At 59.6% G+C, this 20,907-nt stretch carries 13 protein-coding genes; 10 read left to right on the top strand and 3 right to left on the bottom strand.

The features are described from left to right. The first annotated feature begins 219 nt into the window (after window positions 1–219). Window positions 220–1,146 (top strand): LysR family transcriptional regulator, encoded by a 927-nt coding sequence (locus KYE_RS18705; RefSeq protein ID WP_008176622.1) that lies wholly within the window; start codon window positions 220–222, stop codon window positions 1,144–1,146. An 11-nt stretch (window positions 1,147–1,157) separates the two neighbouring features. Next, window positions 1,158–1,865, top strand: coding sequence for a dihydromonapterin reductase (gene folM / locus KYE_RS18700; protein ID WP_008176620.1), 708 nt, complete (start codon window positions 1,158–1,160; stop codon window positions 1,863–1,865). A gap of 5 nt (window positions 1,866–1,870) precedes the next feature. Here folM and KYE_RS18695 read toward each other — a convergent pair whose 3' ends face one another. After that, window positions 1,871–2,311: a DUF4864 domain-containing protein gene (locus tag KYE_RS18695; protein WP_008176618.1), complete on the bottom strand. Its 441-nt coding sequence runs from the start codon at window positions 2,309–2,311 to the stop codon at window positions 1,871–1,873. Between the two features lie 141 nt (window positions 2,312–2,452). Here KYE_RS18695 and KYE_RS18690 point away from each other — a divergent pair, with 141 nt between their 5' ends. After that, window positions 2,453–2,743, top strand: coding sequence for a DUF6482 family protein (locus KYE_RS18690; protein WP_008176616.1), 291 nt, complete (start codon window positions 2,453–2,455; stop codon window positions 2,741–2,743). 37 nt (window positions 2,744–2,780) lie between these two features. On the opposite strand, the gene KYE_RS18685 is transcribed toward KYE_RS18690, so the two are convergent. Next, complete coding sequence (locus tag KYE_RS18685; protein WP_008176614.1) at window positions 2,781–3,566, bottom strand: SDR family NAD(P)-dependent oxidoreductase; 786 nt, start codon at window positions 3,564–3,566, stop codon at window positions 2,781–2,783. Window positions 3,567–3,721: 155 nt separating this feature from the next. Here KYE_RS18685 and recC point away from each other — a divergent pair, with 155 nt between their 5' ends. The 4 genes from recC to KYE_RS18665 all read left to right on the top strand — a co-directional run bounded on the left by recC (window position 3,722) and on the right by KYE_RS18665 (window position 14,745). Next, window positions 3,722–7,339, top strand: a complete 3,618-nt coding sequence (gene recC, locus KYE_RS18680) for an exodeoxyribonuclease V subunit gamma (protein ID WP_008176612.1) — start codon at window positions 3,722–3,724, stop codon at window positions 7,337–7,339. Next, a complete protein-coding gene (gene recB / locus KYE_RS18675; RefSeq protein WP_008176609.1) occupies window positions 7,336–11,058 on the top strand; it encodes an exodeoxyribonuclease V subunit beta in 3,723 nt (1,240 codons plus the stop codon). The genes recC and recB overlap by 4 nt, the downstream gene beginning before the upstream one ends. After that, entirely contained in the window at window positions 11,055–13,328 is a 2,274-nt protein-coding gene (gene recD, locus KYE_RS18670; protein WP_008176607.1) for an exodeoxyribonuclease V subunit alpha, read from the top strand. The genes recB and recD overlap by 4 nt, the downstream gene beginning before the upstream one ends. A 67-nt stretch (window positions 13,329–13,395) precedes the next feature. Then, window positions 13,396–14,745 (top strand): sensor domain-containing diguanylate cyclase, encoded by a 1,350-nt coding sequence (locus tag KYE_RS18665; protein ID WP_008176604.1) that lies wholly within the window; start codon window positions 13,396–13,398, stop codon window positions 14,743–14,745. On the opposite strand, the gene KYE_RS18660 is transcribed toward KYE_RS18665, so the two are convergent. Further along, a complete protein-coding gene (locus KYE_RS18660) occupies window positions 14,730–16,547 on the bottom strand; it encodes an ABCB family ABC transporter ATP-binding protein/permease (protein ID WP_008176603.1) in 1,818 nt (605 codons plus the stop codon). The two genes, KYE_RS18665 and KYE_RS18660, sit on opposite strands and share 16 nt — an antisense overlap. A 252-nt stretch (window positions 16,548–16,799) precedes the next feature. Between KYE_RS18660 and KYE_RS18655 the strand changes: the two genes are divergently transcribed. The 3 genes from KYE_RS18655 (at window position 16,800) to KYE_RS18645 (ending at window position 20,867) form a co-directional block, all read left to right on the top strand. Next, window positions 16,800–18,530: an ABC transporter transmembrane domain-containing protein gene (locus KYE_RS18655; RefSeq protein ID WP_039882150.1), complete on the top strand. Its 1,731-nt coding sequence runs from the start codon at window positions 16,800–16,802 to the stop codon at window positions 18,528–18,530. Between the two features lie 89 nt (window positions 18,531–18,619). Then, a complete protein-coding gene (gene gabT / locus KYE_RS18650) occupies window positions 18,620–19,897 on the top strand; it encodes a 4-aminobutyrate--2-oxoglutarate transaminase (RefSeq protein ID WP_008176599.1) in 1,278 nt (425 codons plus the stop codon). A gap of 205 nt (window positions 19,898–20,102) precedes the next feature. Next, on the top strand, window positions 20,103–20,867 hold the full coding sequence (locus KYE_RS18645; RefSeq protein ID WP_008176596.1) for a VC0807 family protein: 765 nt from the start codon (window positions 20,103–20,105) through the stop codon (window positions 20,865–20,867). Window positions 20,868–20,907 lie beyond the last annotated feature (40 nt).

Below are 20,907 nucleotides of genomic sequence, written 5' to 3'. Positions count from 1 at the left end.
AGGTCCTCTTCCCGTAACCGCTTCTCTAAAGCCGGTGCTCACTCACGGAGCGCCGGCTTCTGCCTCGTTGGTAGTGCCCCCGGAATCTGGCGCAAATATCAGTGGTCTGCGAGACTTGTCAGTGTGTTTGGCAATCCCTGGCGGGCCTTGGGCACGACGGCAAGGCCAGGGGAACCTTGCAATAACAATAATGATGAATAGCTGCGAGAGTTGAAAACTATGGTGAATTTGCGCGACTTTGATCTGAATTTGCTGGTAATTTTCGCCAACATCATGGAACAACGCTCGATTTCAAAAGTGGCCAGTGAGCTGGGGCTGTCCCCCTCGGCCGTCAGCCACGCGCTCGGGCGACTGCGCCTGATGCTCAATGATCAGCTGTTCTACCGCACAGCCAAGGGGCTGGAACCCACCGACAGAGCCAGAGAACTGATTGTTCAGGTAGAAGACGGCCTGTCTTACCTGTCTAGCGCGATCAGTGCCCAGCAGCAGTTTGTGCCAGCCGAATCAAAGCGCGTGTTCAGCATGCAAGTGGCCAATTATATCTCCGGCTTTTTCCTGCCAAGTTTTTCCCGGCGGATTCGCGAAGAAGCGCCGAATATCACCATCGATATCCTGCCATTCTCCATTTCTACCGAGAGCTCCGAATGGGATCGGGTAGACGCGCAGATCCGTTTGACGCCGGGCCGTTTGAAGCCCAAGGCTGTGCGAAGTAAACGCCTGATGGCCGATGACGTTGTGGTGTTGATGCGACCAGACCATCCCAGCGCGTCGGAGCCAATGACTCCGGAACTGTATGCCAGGTTGCCCCATGTAAAACTCTCCCAGGCGTCCACGGGTACAACGGTGATTGATGACGCCCTCGCCGGGCGTGGTTTTGAACGACATTCTGCGTTGATTGTGTCCAGCTGGGACGCCATTCCCGATATCCTTTTGAAAACAGATTTGATTGCCATAGCGCCACAGCGCCTGCTGGCCCTGGATCCGCGCCTGAAACACCTCAAAGCCGCCCCGCTGCCACTGGAAGAGGTCGTTTTCTCGTTTGACCTCTGCTGGGATCAGAATTCAGAGAAAGAATCCGGCCATAAATGGCTCTGCGAGACGATTATTGACGTATTCAATTCGGAGATTAAGCAGATTGAACCCTGATTGGAGACGTCATGACCGCACCTATTCTGATAACCGGCGCCGGCCAGAGAATTGGCCAGGCCTTCGCCAGAGCCTGCCTTGATCGTGGCCAGCCCATCATCGTTACCTACCGCACCTATCGCCCGGCCATCGATGCGCTTCAGAAGGCGGGAGCCGAATGTCTCCACGCGGATTTTGCCACCAACGAAGGCATTGATGGCTTTATCGACGCCCTGAAAGCGCGGACGGACAAACTCCGCGCGATCATCCACAATGCCTCGGACTGGCTACCGGAGAGCGAGGACTCGGATCCGGCAGACGTGATGAACGCCATGATGCAGATCCACGTGATGACACCCTACCGAATTAATCTGGCATGCCGATCTATGCTGGAGCAGGGTGATTCGACAACCGATATCATCCATATGACGGACTATGTGGTGGAAAAAGGCAGCGCGAAGCATATCGCCTATGCCGCCAGCAAAGCGGCGCTGACCAACCTGACCCTGTCGTTCTCAAGATTGCTGGCGCCGAAAGTGAAGGTGAACGCGGTTGCGCCCTCCCTGATCATGTTCAACCCGGGCGACAGCGAGGCCTACCGGGAAAAAACCCTCAAAAAATCATTGATGGGCATCGAGCCCGGGGCCGAGGTCGCTGTCGCTACACTGCAGTTCCTGCTGGACAACCCCTACATCACGGGCAGGACCCTTCCCCTGGACGGCGGGCGGCATCTTGCCTGACCCCGTTAAATGCCCAGCTCGGCCGGCTGGAGCCTCACGCCGGCCACCTTCCAGGCACCTTCAGTGAGCACCATCCGGTAATAGGCGTCCCACCGCTTGCCTTCCGGCCCCTGCAATCGCACAACCTGGATTTCAAAGGCGCCATGGGGCACGCGCTGGGTAAATTCGATGGCCGTGGCGTTGTGCACAGCCGGGTAGGCTTCGCGAACCATATCAACAAATACCTGGGACGATCCGAATCGACGCTTGATGCCCTCGGAGGCGTGGGCCCAGGCCTGTTCCTCGTCGTTGTTGGCAAAGGCTTCGATCTGGCGAAGGATGGTGTCGCGGATGTCCGCATCTTTGTCGCTGGCTACAGACTGTGAGGACCCGAGGATGGCCAGCCCCATAAAAGTCAGAAGAACGGGAATCAGCCACTTTCCGAACATGATGTTTTGGTGACCCATGATGGCACCTCTCTATTGTTCATCTTTTAAACAATACGGGGTGTCGGGCGCGCCGGACCCTCCTGATTGCTCGTTTATTGACCTGTTTGCCTGTGTGTTCCGTAACCTTCATTACGACAACAAACCTGCGGGAGACTTCCGATGCATATGGACACTGGCGAACTGAAAAGCCACAAACACGACACCATTTCCTTGCTGGAGATCGTCTCCATGGAGGGGCGTTATTACATGGCGCGGTTCTATCTGGATGGCCAGGGCTATGTTCTGACCGACCCCCACGACAAGCCGGTTCTGTTTTCAGGTGCCTGCGCGGTACGGGAATACTTTCACGATTACCAGGTGGCCAACACCGAAGTGATTCCGCCTACCGGTACCGACGAAATGATCGGTATGCCGGACAGCAGCGGCGAAACCATGCGGGTTCCCCTGTAAAACAGGGGCTTACGGCAAGGATCCACTTCGCCAGCCGTCAGCTTGCGGCAAACGACAATGAATCCACCAGATCGGCGCCGTTGAACACGGCACCGTGAAAATCACTCTCCGGAACCTGGTTCAGCGTGAACGCCAATGCACTGGCGGCTTGTTCGGCGGTGAGGCAGTCGCCGGACGAGAGGCGCCTGTTCAGCCATTCCGCATGGGGAAGGTTCATTTCACCCGCCTTATGGATATGGCTCCGGATTCCGAGGGTATCCACCAGCCCGGGCTGGAACAGACTCACCACCGGTCCGTCCGACATGGTGTCGAATTCCACGGACATCTGGCGCACCAGCCGACGCAACGCCATTTTGCTGATCCCGTAACTGCCGGTTCCCGGCTGGGCGTGCTTGTCCATGCCCGCACCAATCATGACAATCCTCGACGCGGGATCGCCGCCTTTCAGTACCGGCAGCAACGACTGGGTGAGCAGCATCGGGGCAGACACGTTCACGGCCAGCGCTTCCTGAAAATCGATCAGGCCAAGGCTGGCAAAATCCGCGGCCGGCTCACCCACGCCGGCACAATAGACAAAGACTGAAAGGTGATCGACCGCATCACTCACCTGGTGGGCCAGATCGCGGGTACTGGCGGGATCCGCCAGGTCGACGCCCAGTGTCATCACTTCACAGTCAGGTGCATCGGCGCGAAGTGCTTCCGCCACCTCCTCCAGCTTTGCCAGGGTTCGGCCGGCAAGAATCAGGTTATGGCCCCGGGCGGCAAGCTCCAGAGCGAGGGCCCGGCCAATGCCCGAACCGGCGCCGGTGATCAATGTCCACATAATGCACCTCTCCTGCGCAGATAGCTCACGACACCGCCTGTCGCAACGGGCCGTCATGATTTCCGGTGATCGAACGTTTCAGACTGTCCGCATCTGTGGTCACATACGGTAACCTGTGGCAACAGGATTGAACTGCATATCAGACAAGGAAACCCATGGCCGCTCTGTCCACCGATAAACCCGCTCCCATCGAACCCGGGTTTCACGCGATTCACGCCAACCATCTGGAAGATCTGCGCCGGGCCGTTGTCTATATCTGCCGGCACAATCCCATGCCCCCGCTGCAGAGTGAAACCTTCCTGGTACAGAGTAACGGCATTGCCCAGTGGCTGAAGCTGGCACTGGCGGAGAAGCGCACTGACGATGGCATGGAAGGCGGCCTGGGAATTGCTGCCGGCATGGATTTTCTGTTCCCGGCCCGGTTTATCTGGCAAGCCTACCGGGCCGTGCTTCCGGACGGTGAGGTACCGGAACAGTCGCCCTTCGACAAACGGCGGCTGGTGTGGCGGCTGTACCGGTTATTGCCACGTCTGGTGGGGCAGGACGAGGCCTTTACACCGCTCGCCCGGTTTCTGGAAGGTAACGATCCGGACCTGCGCAATTTCCAGCTGGCCGAAAAGGTGGCCGATCTGTTTGATCAGTACCAGGTGTTCCGGGCCGACTGGCTGGCTGCCTGGGAGCAGGGCAAGGACGTGATTATCACGGCCCGGGCCGAGGAAAAGTCGTTGGATGCGGAAACCCGCTGGCAGCCCCTGCTCTGGCGCCGGCTGGTTGAGGATGTGGGCGCAGACGCTCATACCAGCCGCTCCCAGATCCATACCCGGTTCATGGAACAGGGCCAGCGACTTCAGGCGCCGGCCAACCCGTCCCGGCTGCCAACCCGGATCGTGGTGTTTGGCGTCTCGTCGCTGCCACGGCAAGCTCTGGAAGCCCTGTACGTCCTGAGCCGGTTCAGTCAGGTGGTGCTGTGTGTTCACAACCCCTGCCAGTTCTACTGGGCCGACATCATCAGCGACCGGGAACTACTCACCGCCGAACGCAAACGGGGCAGGACCCATCCGACACTTTCCGCCATTGAGGATCCGGACCAGCTGCACCAGCACGCCAATCCACTGCTGGCCGCCTGGGGCAAGCAGGGCCGGGACTACATCCGGCTGCTGGACGAGTTCGACAACCCGGACCAGTACCGGGGCAGCTTCCAGACCCCCGACCAGAAAATTGATATTTTCTCGGACCATGGCAACGAGGACGCACCGCGCCTGCTGCATCAGCTGCAGAACGATATCCACAACCTGACGCCCCTCCAGGAAATCCGCCAGCAACAACGACAACTGGATATTCAGCGGGATCATTCCCTGGCGTTCCACGAGGCCCACAGCCCCCAGCGGGAAGTGGAAATTCTGCACGATCAGCTTCTCGCCGCCTTCAACGTCGATCCCACGCTGCGGCCCCGGGACGTCATCGTGATGGTGCCCGATATCAACGTGTACGCGCCCCACATCCAGGCCGTATTCGGCCGCTACCAGCCGGGCCGGAAGCGCCACATTCCCTTCACCATTTCCGACCAGGGCCAGCGCCACCACGAGCCGGTGCTGATTGCCCTGGAAACCCTGATGTCACTGCCCCGCAGCCGTTTTGCGGTGAGTGAGATCATCAGCCTGCTGGAAGTACCCGGCATACGGGACCGTTTCGGGATCAATGAAGACGAGATCCCCCTGGCTCGTCGCTGGGTCGAGGGCGCCAATATCCGCTGGGGTCTGCACGGCCAGCACCGGGAAAGCCTGGACCTGCCCGCCGAGCTGGAGCGCAACACCTGGCAATCCGGGCTGCGTTCGATGCTGCTGGGCTATGGCATGGGCGACGATGAGCCCTGGGCCGGTGTGGAACCCTTCGGGGAAATCGGGGGCCTGCAGGCCAGCCTTGCCGGCCGCCTGAACGACTTTGTGCATCGGCTGGAAACCCTCTGGCAGGCGCTGCAGACCCATCGCACACCGGACGAATGGGAGGGCCTGTTCTCAGAGATGCTCGGGCAGTTCTTCCATAAGGTCGAAGGCAGCGACCTGTTGCTGCTGAACCGTTTCCGCCGCCAGTTGGCGCAGTGGCTGGAAGACGCCCTGGCAGCGGGCCTTGAGGAACAGACCCTGCCCCTGAACATCGTCAAGGATGTGCTGCTGGAGGGGCTGGATGAAGGCGGCCTGAACCAGCGTTTCCTGGCCGGCAAGGTCAATTTCGCCACCCTGATGCCCATGCGTGCCATACCCTTCCGGAAAGTGTGCCTGCTGGGCATGAACGACGGCGACTATCCCCGCTCCCGGCCGCCGGTGGATTTCGATCTCATGGCCCATGATTACCGCCCGGGGGACCGATCCCGCCGGGAAGACGATCGCTACCTGTTCCTGGAAGCCCTGTTGTCTGCCCGGGAGCAGCTTTACATCAGCTGGGTCGGCCGCAGCATCAAGGACGATTCGGAACGGCCGCCGTCGGTTCTGGTGGGGCAGCTTCAGGATCATCTGGACAGTCTCTGGTCTGTGTCAGGGCAACCCGAAACCAGGGTCATCGAGGCACTGACGACCCAACACCCGTTGCAGCCGTTCAGCCGGAGCTATTTCCCGAAAGCCAACGGGCTGGAGGAGGGTGGAAAGGGGGAAAACAGTTCGCCCCGTCCCCTGGCCGAGGTGTTGGAGGCACGCCGGTTATTCACCTACGAGCGGGAATGGCGCAGTGCCCATGGTGGTGAGGCTGCCGCGCAGACACAGTCGGCACTACCTTACCAGGCGCCCGAAGAGCCCATCAGTCTGAACGATCTGGCGGCTTTCCTGAAAAAGCCCATCGACACCTTTTACCAGCGCCGGCTGCAGGTGCGCTTCGAGGATGTCGAAGACGACGACACCGACAACGAGAATTTCGAGCTGGACGGCCTCGACCGCTGGCGCCTGGACAACGAGCTGATCCAGGACGGGCTATTGAAAGCCAGCAGCGAAGAGGAACTGCACGACCGGTTGCAGGCAACTCTGGACCGCATGGCCCGACGCGGGGACCTGGGTATGGGCGTGACCGAACACCGCCTGCGTTCCGAGCTGGCCGGGCGTTTGCCCGATCTGTTCGAGCGTTACCAGAACGCACTGGCTGACTGGCCGGAAGCAATCGTTGAACCGCTATCCTTTGACTACCGGTTTGAAAACGCCCTGGGTTCGGTGGAAATCGCGGATCTGATCGACAACCTGCGCTGCAATGCCCAGGGGGAACTGTGCCGGCTGGTGGTGGCGAGTTCCAGCCTGCTGACCGGTTCAGGATCCAGCAAGAAAGTACGCTATGCCAATCTGATGCGGGACTGGCTGATCCATCTGGCAGGCCAGCTCGGCGGTCAACCTTTTGAGACCCTGGTTCTGGGCAAGGAGGAGGGACGGAAATTCCGCTTTGCTCCATTGCATCCAGAGCGGGCCAGACCGTTGTTCGAAACGGTGCTCAGCGGATGGATGGACGCCACCACCCGGGCGCTGCCCATTCACTGCGAGGCCGGCTTTGCCTGGATCACCAGTTTCTACGGCAGCAAAAAGTACGTCGGTGACCATGAACGAGCCATATCAGAGGCGCAGCAGGCATATACCATTGCTCTGGAGCGGGATACGGGTTACCTGAGAGGAGCCTTTGAAACACCGGAGCTGCTGATGGCCAGCGGTGAATTCGAAGCCCTGCTGCATCAGCTCTACGTGCCGGTTTGGGAAGCCGAGCAGGACAAATCGGCTGCAGATCAGATCGGAGGCCTGGAATGACCGAGCAGATGACCAACCGGAATCCGAACCTGGATCCCCTGGCACTGGCCCTCAACGGCAGTGCTCTGATCGAGGCCAGTGCCGGCACCGGCAAAACCTTTACCATTGCTATTCTGTACGTACGCCTGGTGCTTGGCCACGGCCAGTCGCCCGACAGCCCTCTGCAGAACCTGCTGCCTCCCAACCTGCTGGTGGTCACTTTTACCGAGGCCGCCACCAAGGAACTGCGTGACCGTATCCGCACCCGGCTCACCCAGGCCGCCGAGGTGTTTTCTGACGCGCCCGACGAGCCCAATCCACCCGCGGAGACGGCACTGATCTACCAGCTACGGGATGAAAGCTACCCGGATCCGGCCAGCTGGCCGGAATGCCGAAAGAAGCTGCTATTGGCCGCCGAATGGATGGACGAGGCGGCGGTATCGACCATCCACAGTTTCTGCAACCGCATGCTCAGCGAGCACGCCTTCGACAGCGGCAGCCTGTTCAAACTCACCCTCGAAACCGACCAGAGCGAATTGCTGGACGAGGTCGCCCGGGATTACTGGCGCACCTTTGTCTATCCTCTGCCACCGGCGCTGATGGACGAGGCCCTGAGCCACTGGAAAACCCCCGGGGACCTGCGCCAGGGTGTTCGCAATCTGATTGACGATCCCCTGAGCCTGGGCACACCCCCGGACAGCGTTCATCAGGCCATTGATCAAGTGGTTCAGCAGCGTCTGGAACAGTCACAGTCTCTGAAAGCCCACCCCTGGAGCCAGTGGCGCGATGACGTCATCGAGCTGCTGAACGATCTGAACAAGAGCAAGCGACTCCATGGCGCCAGCAAGAATGCCATGATCAAGGTCTGGGACTTGCTGGTTGCCTGGGCGGAATCGGACGACCTTTTGCCGGAAAAGATCGATAGCGCCGCGGGCTTCAAGAATCAGACGCCCGAAGGGCTCGACAAGATTCTCAAGGGCGATGATTCTGCCCCTCATCACCCGGCCTTTGATGCCATCGGAGCGCTGCTGGATTTCAGCCAGAACCAGCCCAACGCCAAATCCGACATTCTGCGCCACGCCAGCCACTGGATTGCCGGGCGGCTGGAGTCAGAAAAGCAGAAACGCTCGGAAATGGGCTTTGACGATCTGCTCACCCGGCTGGACGATGCGCTGCACGGCTCCCGGGGCGACCAGCTGGCCGCGACGATCCGTCGCCAGTTTCCCGTTGCTCTGATTGACGAATTCCAGGACACCGACCCGGTGCAGTACCGGATCTTCGACCGCATCTATGATGTGGCTGGCGGCGATTCCGGTACCTGCCTGCTGATGATCGGGGATCCCAAGCAGGCCATCTACGGCTTTCGGGGGGCCGATATCTACACCTACCTGCAGGCCCGGCAGGGTGTGAAAGAGCAGACCTACACACTGGGTAAGAACTTCCGCTCCGCCAAAACCATGGTGGCGGCGGTTAACCGGGTCTTTGAACACAGTGACCAGAACAGCCGGGACGGCGCCTTCCTGTTCGGCAAGGGCGATACGTCACCGCTGCCGTTCCAGGGTGTGGACGCCAATGGCACCAAACGAGTCTGGGCGATTAACGGGGAAGCGCAGCCCAGCCTGGTGTTCTGGACCCATGAATCCGGGGAAGAGGACAGGGATGGCAATCCGAAAGGTATGGCCAAGGGCACTGCCACGGCCGATGTGGCGGAAACCTGCGCCAGTGAGATCGCCCAATTGCTGACCCTGGGCCAGGCCGGGCAGGCGGGTTTTGCTTTGCACGATAATTCAGAGAATCTGGAGCCGGTTGCCCCCAAAGACATCGCGATACTGGTCAACAACCGCAACGAGGCCAGCGCAGTGCGGGACGCCCTGGGCCAGCGGCGTATCAAGAGTGTGTACCTGTCAGACCGCGATTCGGTGCTGACCTCCCGGGAATCACAGGAAATGCTCTGCTGGCTTCGGGCATTTGCCGAGCCCCGGCAGCTGGCCTATATCCGCGCGGCCCTGGCTACACCCACCCTCGGTCAGTCCTGGCATGCCATGAATCAGCTGCTGACCGACGAGCTCGTGCTGGAACGGGAAATCGAGCGCTTTATTGGTTACCAGCAGCAATGGCAGAAACAGGGTGTACTGCCCATGCTGCGAACCTTCCTGATGGATTTCGAGGTGCCAGGCCGGTTACTGCAACGCCCTGACGGCGAACGGCGGTTGACCGACATTCTGCACATTGCCGAATTGCTGCAGCAGGACAGCCTGCAACTGGACGGCGAACATGCCCTGGTGCACCACTACACCCAGATTCTGCGTGCAGCCGACGAGGAAGATGAACACCGTACCCTGCGGCTGGAGAGTGATGCCGGCCTGGTGAAGGTCATCACCGTGCACAAGTCCAAGGGCCTGGAGTACCCGCTGGTGTTTCTGCCCTTTGGCACAGCTTTTCGCGCCCAGAGTGAAAAGCAGGCCTTCGTGCGCTATCACAATGAGCAGGGCAGGCTGGTCACGGTATTCGACCCGTCGCCGGACGACGTGGCCAGGGCTGACCGTGAGCGCCTCGGCGAGGATATCCGCAAGTTCTACGTAGCCCTGACCCGGGCCCGCTTCGCCACCTGGGTCGGCACGGCGGCCCTGGACAACTGGCAGCAAAGCGGACTGGGCTACCTGATTGCCGGCGAAGGGCAAAGCCGTATCAGCGATTGCCTGGGGAAACTGGCAGAGGGCAGAGCAGAGATCCGGATAACCCCGTTACCGGATCCGGACGACACGCACTACCACGAACCGGCGCCGGAAGCGCTTGGCCCGGCCATGGTCTCTTCCCGCGAGGCCAGAGAGGACTGGTGGATTGCCAGCTACTCCTCCATCGAATACACCGGCATGACCGGCACCGGGATCGCGTTTACCGGTGAGGTGGAAGATGCCCAGACCCAGAACCTGCTGGAAGAAAGTACCCTGGACGAAGAGGAAAACCCGGCTCAAATGGCCAACCAGCGCAACCAGCATAACTTTCCGAAAGGCGCCGGACCCGGCACCTTCCTGCACGAATTGCTGGAATGGTGCACACAGCAGGGGTTTCAACGGGTTGTGGATAACCCGCCGCTACTTCATGAGCAGCTGACCCGGCGCTGCGGCACTCGTGGCTGGAACGAATGGGTGGAGCCGCTGGAGCGCTGGTTGCTGGCATTGATCAGCAAACCATTGAGCCTCGACCGGGCCGGTGCAGAAACCGTCTGCCTGGCGGACCTGATCACCCTGCGCCCGGAACTGGAGTTCTGGTTTGAAAGCCGCAACGTCAGTATCCGCAAACTCGACGAGCTGGTAACCGTGCACACCCTGAATCGCGCGGACCGTCCCCGAGTCGAAGAGACCCGATTCAACGGGATGCTCAAGGGGTTTATCGATCTGGTGTTCGAACACAACGGGCGCTATTACGTGCTGGACTACAAATCCAATACCCTGGGCGAAGACAACAGCGCCTATACCGATCAGGCCATGGGCAACGCCATCCTGGATAAACGCTACGATCTGCAATACGTGCTCTACCTGCTGGCCCTGCACCGGCTGCTGAAAGCCCGTTTGCCGGATTACGACTACGACCGACACATTGGCGGCGCGGTGTATCTGTTCCTGCGAGGCATTGATTCCAGCACAGGTGGCGCCTTCACCGACAAACCGCCCAGAGCCCTGATTGAACAACTGGATGCCCTGTTTGATGGCGAGTCGGTTGCGGAGGTGGCCGCATGAGCCGTTCCCGCTCCCAAACCGGAAAGTCCGACCACCAGATTGATCTGTTCGCGGAGGACATCGCTGCGGAAACGCCGACCATACCCGCTGCCGGTGATACCACCTTCGCTATCAACGATCTGCTCTCGAGCCCGGATAGAACCGAGACCCTGCTGCTGCACTGGCAGCAGGCGGAGTGGATCCGCGCGCTGGATGTGGGGTTTGCCCGGCTGATCCGGGAGCTCTCGGAAGAGCAGGGCGAACGCCCGGACCCACTGCTCCTGCTGCTGGCGGCACTGGTCTCCCATCAGGTGGGGCGTGGCCATGTCTGCGTCGATCTGGGCAATCTCCTGGCCGATGCCGGGCATACCCTGTCACTGCCGCCAGAGGAGTCGGTCCAGGAGCCGCTCACCGATTCCGGCACCAGCGAGCCGGACCGGCCCAAGCCCGCCGACGTGCTTGCACTTGTAACGCTGCCGGAATGCTTGATCATACTGGAAGGCGCCTGCGCCGTAAGTGATGGCTCACATACAACACCCCTGGTGCTGAACGGAACCCGGCTCTATCTGCGCAGATTCTGGCGCTACGAACAACGCATTGCGGCGGGTATCCGGCACCGCCTGGCTTTGCCATCACCCCTGGCAGATCCGGAATCCGGTCCGGCCCGCACCCTGTCTCTCGCTCTGGATACGCTGTTCCGGTCGTCAGAACCGGTGGATTACCAGAAACTGGCCTGTGCCCTGGCGGCCCGCAACCATTTCGCCGTGATCACCGGCGGGCCGGGCTCCGGCAAGACCACCACCGTGGTCAACCTGCTGGCGGCCCTGCAGGCCGTCGCCGGGGAATCCCCCGAACGGGCCGGTCGGAAATACCGGATCCGCCTGGCAGCCCCGACCGGCAAGGCGGCGGCCCGACTGAACGAATCCATCGGTGGTGCAGTGAGCCGGTTACCCCTTGCCGAACTGCCGGGCAACGTGGACCTGAATGATATCCCCACCAGGGTCACTACCCTGCACCGGTTACTGGGCAGCCGGCCGGATACCCGCAAATTCCGCCATAACCGGGACAACCCTTTGCTGGTGGATATCCTGGTGATCGACGAGGCCTCAATGGTGGACGTGGATCTTATGGCGTCGGTGTTTGATGCCCTGCCCGCCAACGCCCAGCTGATCCTGTTGGGCGACAAGGACCAGCTGGCCTCGGTGGACGCCGGTGCAGTACTGGGGGAACTTTGCCAGCGGGCGTTGCTGGCGCATTACACACCGGAGACGGCCCGGTGGCTGGCCGCCATGGCCGAAGGCGAGATACCGGAGTCACTGGTGGACGAAACCGGCCAACCCATGGATCAGGCCGTGGCCATGCTGCGCAAGAGCTACCGGTTCCGGGAGGACAGCGGTATCCGCGCCTTTGCCGAAGCAGTGAACACTAACGCGCTTGATAACGCCATGTTGCGCCAGATCCGGCAAGCAGAATTCGACGACGTAATTTTGCTTAACAGCCGGTCGAAAAGTGGGGACACGGAAGACACCCTGGACCTGGTGTGTCGACATGCCATCACCGGCTCACCAGAGGCATTCCGAAATGCCGGGCAGGGCCGGCAAGTGAATGGTCAGAGCCTGCCACCACCCGTTGGTTACCGCCATTACCTCGAACGCTTGCAGAATCATGGCCTGAACGAAAACAGCCCCCGCGAAGACTGGGATGCGATGGCGGTGCAGCTCCTTGAAGCCTTCAGTGACTTTCAGGTGCTCTGTGCCCTGCGCAAGGGCCCCTGGGGCGTAGAAGGCCTCAACGACCGGATCGCAAAGCAGTTACTGGCTGAAAAACTGATCCCGCGGGCCGAGGGCTGGTATGAGGGCCGGCCTGTGCTGATTACCGGCAACGACTACAACCTGGGCCTGATGAACGGCGACATTGGCATTGCCGTCAACGTGCCCTGGGATCGGACCGACACCGGTGAGCCCCGCTATACCCTGCGGGTGGCGTTTCCGGATAGCGACACCGCTGGCGGTATTCGCTGGATCTCGCCCAGTCGTCTGCAGCAGCTGGAAACCGTGTACGCCATGACGGTGCACAAATCCCAGGGTTCGGAGTTCAACCACACCTGCCTGGTCTTGCCGGACCGTTTGAGCCCGGTCCTGACAAAAGAGCTGGTCTATACCGGGATCACCCGCGCCAGAAACTGGTTCAGCCTGATTGCCGGGGACATTCCGGTGCTCAGGGAGGCCGTCTCGCAGCAGGTCTCCAGGGCCTCAGGTTTGGCGCTCGCACTTGTGGAATCTACTGACTAATGGGTATCGCCTCCAGCTACATGTTCTTATATGATCGCCGGGAACTCTCTGACATGCAGTACGTGGAATGCCCTCTCATTCTTTTTATCTTCAGCAAGACGAAGCCTCACGTCTAAAAACCATTCTGGAAGGGACCGGCGCCGGAACCTGGGAATGGAACGTCCAGACGGGGGAGACGATTTTTAATGAGCGCTGGGCGGAAATCATCGGGTATTCGCTGGAAGAACTTCAACCGGTGTCCATTGACACCTGGATGAAGCACGCCCATCCGGACGATCTGGCTCTGTCAGAGCAGAAGTTAACGGCTCATTTCCGCGGCGACTCCGAGTATTACGAGTGTGAAGCCCGCATGCGTCATCGCGACGGCTATTGGGTTTGGGTCCGAGATTATGGTCGCCTCGTCAGTCGGACACTTGAAGGTGAGCCCGAGTGGATTTCCGGAACGCACATAGAGATCTCCAGCAGCAAGCAGTACGAACAGAGGCTGGAGCAAATCAAGGCTGAGCAACAGCAAACGATCCAGCGTTTTGAAAAAATGGCGTCGCTCTTGCCGGGTGTGGTGTTCCAGTTCGAGATCAGACCGGACGGAACCATGACGTTTCCCTATGCCAGTGCCGGCATTGAACGGGTCTATGGCGTGACGCCTGAGCAGGCGCTCGCCGATGGGACTATTGTATTCCAGGCCATTCATCCAGAAGACCGCGGCTTTGTTGAACAGACCATTAACCACTCGAAGAAAAGCGGCGAAAACTGGATCTGTGAATATCGGGTTATAAACGAGGGCGTGGTCAGCTGGGTTCTGGGCCGTTCCAAACCGGAATTCAAGCCGGACGGTACGGTCATCTGGCACGGCGCGATCCTGGATATCACCTCCCAGAAAACGCTTGAAGAAGAGCTCCGACAGACATCAACCACTGACGATCTCACAGGTGCAGCCAATCGGCGTCGCTTCACCGAGGTGCTGTCCTGGGAGTTTGAGAGGCTGAAACGGAACGGCGCCGGCTATGCGGTCGTACTCTTCGATTTTGACTGGTTCAAGAGAGTGAATGATCATTACGGGCACCACGTTGGTGACCTTGTCCTGAGGGAGACTGCCCACCGCATCAAAAATGAACTGCGTACGGGCGACACGCTGGGGCGAATCGGTGGCGAGGAGTTTGCCGTGCTCTTGCCTCAGTGCGACGAGAACAGTGCCAGGCAATTTGCAGAACGCCTTCGCCGATCCGTTGAACAATTGCGGTTCATTGGCTTTGATGAACTGCGGGGCACCATAACCTGCGGCGTTGCCATTTCCGACCGGACTGACGAAAAACCCAGCCAGATTCTGGTACGTGCGGACCAGGCGATGTACCGGGGCAAGGCTCAAGGCCGCAATCAAGTGGTCGTGTTTGACTACAACGATCAGGATTCCGGCTGAATTTCGGTATCCCCGCCATCAGACTGGTGTTGCTGGAACCACAGCCGGGCGTAGTGCCCGTTCCGGGCCAACAAATCCTGATGGTGTCCGCTCTCCACGATTTTTCCGCCCTCCATCACAAGGATGCTGTCCGCATCCATAACAGTCGACAGCCTGTGGGCAATCACCAGTGTTGTGCGCCTCTGGCTGACTTCCTTGAGCGCCGTAAGGATGGCCTGCTCCGAAAGTGAATCGAGGGAGGACGTGGCCTCATCCAGGATCAGCAACGGCGGGTTCTTCAGGATCACCCGGGCAATGGCCACCCGTTGTTTTTCACCACCGGAGAGCTTGAGGCCCCGTTCGCCGACTTTGGTTTCATAACCCTCCGGCAAGCTGTGGATAAAGTCTTCCAGGTGGGCCATTCGAGCTGCCCGGTACACCTCTTCTTCCGTGGCTTCCGGCCGGCCATAGGCCAGGTTCCGGTACAGGGTATCGTTGAACAGCACCGTATCCTGAGGAACCACACCAATCGCCGAGCGCAGGCTGTCCTGGGTCACTTGCCGAATGTCCTGGCCGTCGATCCGTATGGCGCCCTGATCGACGTCGTAAAAGCGGAACAGCAGGCGGGCGAGGGTGGACTTGCCGGCGCCACTGGCTCCCACCACGGCAATCTTGTGGCCGGACGGGATGGAAAAATTCACATCCTTCAGAATCGGGCGGTCCGGGCGGTAGGCAAAGTGGATGTGGTCAAACTGCACTTCGCCTCTATCCACGGCCAGCTCGGTAGCATCCGGAGCATCTTCAATCGCCGGTTTGTCCCCCAGCAGTTTGAACAGGCGCTCGACATTCACCAGTGCCTGCCGGATTTCCCGGTAGACAAACCCCAGGGCGTTCAGGGGAATGAACAGCTGAAGCAGGTAGGCATTGATCATGGTGAAGTCACCGAGGGTGATCTCACCACTGGCCACTTCCCGGACCGCCATGGCCATGATCACGATCATCGCCAAACCAATAATCAATGCCTGACCGGAGTTAAGCGCGGCCAGGGACAGGCGGTTTTTCAGACGGGCCTGTTCCCAGTCGTCCAGATCCCGATCATAGACCTCCGCCTCGTACCGCTCGTTATTGAAATATTTGACGGTTTCATAGTTCAACAGGCTGTCTATGGCCCGCGAGTTGGACTGGTTATCCCGGGCATTGGCTTCGCGCACGAATTTCGTTCGCCATTCGGTGATCTTGATGGAAAAGACCACATACACCACCACGGCCACCAGGATCGCCAGCACATAACCCACGTTGAACACCACGAAAAGAATGCCGGCGACCATCAGGATCTCCAGCAGGGTGGGCACAATGTTGAACAGGGTAAAGCGGAGCAGAAAGCTGATGCCGTTGGTACCCCGCTCGATATCCCGCGCCAGGCCACCGGTCTTTCGATCCAGGTGGAAGGCCAGTTCCCGCTGGTGCAGGTGCTCGAACACTCGCAGGGACACCCGGCGCATGGCCCGTTCAGCTACCCGGGCAAATACCGCATCCCGAAGCTCATTGAACAGGGTGGCGCCAAAGCGCAGTGTGCCGTAAGCCACCACCAGGATCACCGGGATCCAAAGCAGCATGTCCGCGCCGCGGTTCTGGTCGAGGTAGTCGACGATGTATTTCAGGGCAATGGGCGTGGCAACGGTCGCCAGCTTGGCCAACACCAGCAAAACCAGGGACAGGACTACCCGGCCGCGGAATTCGGCCAGATAGGGCCAGAGGCCTGAAATGATTTTCCAGTCCGGTTTATGATCTGCCGGGTAATCGTTGTCGGCGTAGGCTCTCAATTCATGTTCCTTCCGCTTCGGAGTAGTCGAGCGCGCGGGTGGAGCAGCTTGCCAGGACACGCTGTAAATACGTCCCTGTACGCTCGGCGAAAGCCATCCCTGGCTTTCGACGGTCCTGGCAAGCTGCTCCACCCGCACGCTCTTGCGTAGCTGTATGATAGGTCTTGTATGGAGTACAAACCGTATTGTTAGCGGAGTCTACAGCACCCCGTATCCAGGAGGCACATCATTAACACTCGTCACCGCAAGGCCCTGAGACTGGTCATCGACTTTATCAGCCCCTATCGCCGGGCTGTCGCCGGTGCCCTGGTGGCGCTGATTTTTACGGCCGGAATTACACTCGGGTTAGGACAGGGTCTACGTATTCTTGTCGATCAGGGATTAGCCACCGAGTCGCCGGAGAACCTGGCCAGGGCCATCGGTCTGTTTTTCATACTGGTATTGGGGCTCGCATTTGGCTCGTTTGCCCGGTTCTATCTGGTGTCCTGGATCGGCGAACGGGTGGTGGCGGATATCCGCAAAAAAGTCTTCAACCACCTGATTGATCTTCATCCGGGCTTTTTCGAGCAGAACCGGGCCCTGGAAATCCAGTCCCGGTTTACCGCTGATACCACGGTTCTGCAGTCGGTGATTGGCTCCACGGTTTCCATTGCGCTGCGCAATGCCCTGATGCTGGTCGGCGGGTTGCTGCTGCTGTTCATTACCAACGCCAAGCTGGCGAGTATCATTCTACTGGGCTTTCCACTGGTGATTGCCCCCATCCTGTTCTTTGGCCGGAGAGTTCGCGCGCTGTCCCGGCTCAGCCAGGACCGGGTGGCCGATGTTGGCAGTTATGTGGGCGAGAACCTTACCCAGATCAAGACCGTGCAGGCCTTTAACCATCAGCCCCACGACCGTCGGTATTTTTCCGAGGTGTCGGAACGGGCCTTCGACATAGCCCGGCAGCGTATCCGGCAGCGGGCCTGGCTGACCACGCTGGCTATTTCCCTGGTGATGGGCGCTGTGGGCATCGTTATCTGGATAGGGGGCCTGGACGTTATTCACGGCCGGATCAGCCCGGGTGAGCTGGCGGCCTTTGTCTTCTACAGTCTGCTGGTGGGTGTTGCTGCCGGCGCCATCAGCGAGGTCATCGGCGAGTTGCAGAGGGCTGCAGGCTCGGCGGCGCGGCTGTTTGAACTGTTACAGACTGAGCCGGCGTTTGAACGCAAGGAGTCGACACTGACACTCCCTGAACACGTTCAGGGGGCAATCCGGATTGAGCGGCTGAGCTTCAGTTACCCGGGGCGGCTGGAACAGCCCGCGCTGACAGATCTTTCGCTGGAGGTCAGGGCCGGCGAGACCCTGGCCCTGGTGGGGCCGTCCGGAGCCGGAAAATCCACGCTGTTCGATTTGCTGCTGCACTTCTATCAGCCGACAGAGGGCCGAATTCTACTCGATGGCGTCGACACTGCCGATCTGTCTCTCGATGCGCTGCGCCGGTGTTTTTCCCTGGTGCCCCAGAATCCAGCCCTGTTCCATGGCACGGTGGCCGACAACATCCGTTACGCCCGGCCTGATGCCAGCCAGCAGGATGTCGAGCAGGCTGCGAAGGTCGCCCATGCCCATGATTTCATCCAGAGCCTCCCAAAGGGCTACGGCACGCTGCTCGGAGATGCCGGCCTGGGGCTGTCCGGTGGCCAGAAGCAGCGTCTTGCCATCGCCCGGGCGCTGCTGGCCGATGCGCCAGTGCTGTTGCTGGATGAGGCCACCAGCGCACTGGATGCAGAGAGCGAGAATCTGATCCAGCAAGCGATGCCAGCTCTCACTGCCGGGCGTACCACCCTGGTGATTGCCCATCGCCTGGCCACGGTCCGGGACGCGGACCGGATTGCCGTTATGGACCAGGGACGCCTGCTGGCGGTGGGCACCCATGATGAACTGATGCGCCATAACGCCCTCTATCAACGCCTGGCAAAACTGCAATTCCGGGACAATGCGGCCTGAGGGCGACAATAGTCGGTTTGTTTCCTGTGACCGTACTACTTACACTGTTAGGTGAAACTTTCGAACCTGAACCCAGGGAGAATGGCAAAGTGAGCAATAAAGAATTGCAGGCACTCAAAGAACGCTACGTTGCGGCGGGCGCGGCAAGTCCCAATGAACAGTTTGCCGACCATGCAACGAATGCAGAGCTGTGGGATGCAGACGGCAAGCGCATGATCGATTTCGCCGGCGGCATCGGCGTACTGAACATCGGCCATCGCCACCCGAAGGTGGTAGAAGCGGTCAAGGCACAGCTGGACAAGCTGATGCATACCTGCCAGACGGTTATGCCCTATGAGGGCTACGTGAAACTGGCGGAGAAGCTCAGCGGTGTGGTTCCTGTGCGTGGCCACGCCAAGGTAATGCTGGCCAACTCCGGTGCCGAGGCCCTGGAAAACGCCATGAAGATCGCCCGTGCAGCGACTGGCAAGACCAACGTCATCTGCTTCGACGGTGGTTATCACGGCCGGACCTTCTACACCATGGCCATGAACGGTAAGGCAGCGCCGTACCAGACGGATTTCGGCCCCATGCCCGGCACCGTTTATCGCGCGCCTTATCCGGTTCCGTACCACGGCGTCAGTGAAGATGAAGCACTGCGTGGCCTGAAAATGGCCATGAAAGCCGATTCCCCGGCCCACAACACCGCAGCGATCGTTATCGAGCCGGTGCTGGGTGAGGGCGGCTTCTACGCGGCTCCGACCAGCTTCCTCAAGGAAATCCGCAAGATCTGCGACGAGAACGATATCCTGATGATCGCAGACGAAGTGCAGAGCGGCTTTGGCCGGACCGGCAAGATGTTTGCCATCGAGCACAGTGGCGTTGAGCCGGATCTGATGACCATGGCCAAGAGTATGGCTGATGGCATGCCGATTTCCGCCATCGTCGGTACCGACAAGTATATGGACGCGTCCGGTCCGAACTCTCTGGGCGGCACCTACACGGGCAGCCCGACCGCCTGTGCAGCAGCCCTGGCCGTATTCGACGTGTTCAAGGAAGAGGACATTCTCGGCAAGTCCCAGGCGCTGGGCGAAAAACTGAAGCAGCGCTTCAGCCAGTGGCAGGAACAGTTTGCCCACGTCGACAATGTGCGCAACCTCGGTCCCATGGCTGCGTTTGAGCTGGTGGAAAGCAAGGAAAGCCGTACGCCCAAGCCGGAACTGGCAGCGGTGGTAACCAAGAAGGCGAAGGAGAAGGGTCTGATTCTCCTGAGCTGTGGTATGTACGGCAACACCTTGCGGTTCCTGATGCCGGTCACCATCGAAGACGAGGTGCTGGAAGAAGGGCTGGCGATTGTGGAAGAAAGCCTCAAGGAAGTGGGTGCCTGATCGGCGCTGACGTTCAAGAAGAAACAGAAAAGCCGGGCATAAGCCCGGTTTTTTTATGCCCGTTTGGAAAGCGTCTATTCAGTCAACCCGCCGCTTCTGTGTGCGGTGACGGCGGTTACGTCCACACTTGGATTCATCGTATACTGCCCAGACTACTCCGGCAGTGCCTTCCGGCCTGCTCCAGTTTCACCAATCAGGCTAGAACATGACGTCTCCGAGCTCCGCCAACGTTCCGGACCACAAACCAAGGCCCTGGGTCGACTTGCTGGTCAGCATTATCATTCCATCCGTTATCCTGATGAAGTTCAGTGGCGAAGAACATCTGGGCAGCGTGAACGCACTGGTCATCGGCCTGGCGTTTCCACTGGGCTGGGGGTTGTTCGAACTGATCAAGTACCGCAAGAAAAACTTCATTGCGGTACTCGGTCTGGTCAGTGTCGGGCTGACAGGCGGCATTGGCCTGCTTGAGCTGGATGCGGGTTGGTTAGCCATCAAGGAAGCCGCGATTCCCGCGATCATAGGTCTGGCGGTACTGGCTTCCACACGAACCAAGTACCCTCTGGTACGCACCCTTCTGTATAACCCGAGTGTTCTGGATGTCGATAAGATCCACAAAACCCTTGAAGAACACAATCGGGTTGAGGAATTCGAGGCCCGCCTGCTAAAGGCGAGTTACTTCTTTGCGGGCACCTTCCTGTTTTCATCCATCATGAACTACGTGATTGCTAAATGGATCGTGGTCAGCCCGTCCGGTACCGAGGCGTTCAATGAGGAGCTTGGTCGGATGACCCTGGTGAGCTATCCCATGATCGCCATTCCTTCCATGATTATGATGATGTTGATCTTTTATTATCTCTGGCGCACCATCCGCCGGCTGACCGGGTACACGCTGGAAGAGGTGATGGCACCGCATCTGGCGGAGAAAGAGAGGGAGCGAAACGAATCGTCGGAATCGAGCACCGGTAAATAAAACCTCCGGTGGATCGTTGTCGCACGGGATCGAAAACAAA

Source organism: Marinobacter manganoxydans MnI7-9, from assembly GCF_000235625.1.
GTDB classification, from domain to species: domain Bacteria; phylum Pseudomonadota; class Gammaproteobacteria; order Pseudomonadales; family Oleiphilaceae; genus Marinobacter; species Marinobacter manganoxydans.
Note: the sequence above shows the minus strand (reverse complement) of the source record. Positions and strands in the feature narration are given on the sequence as shown.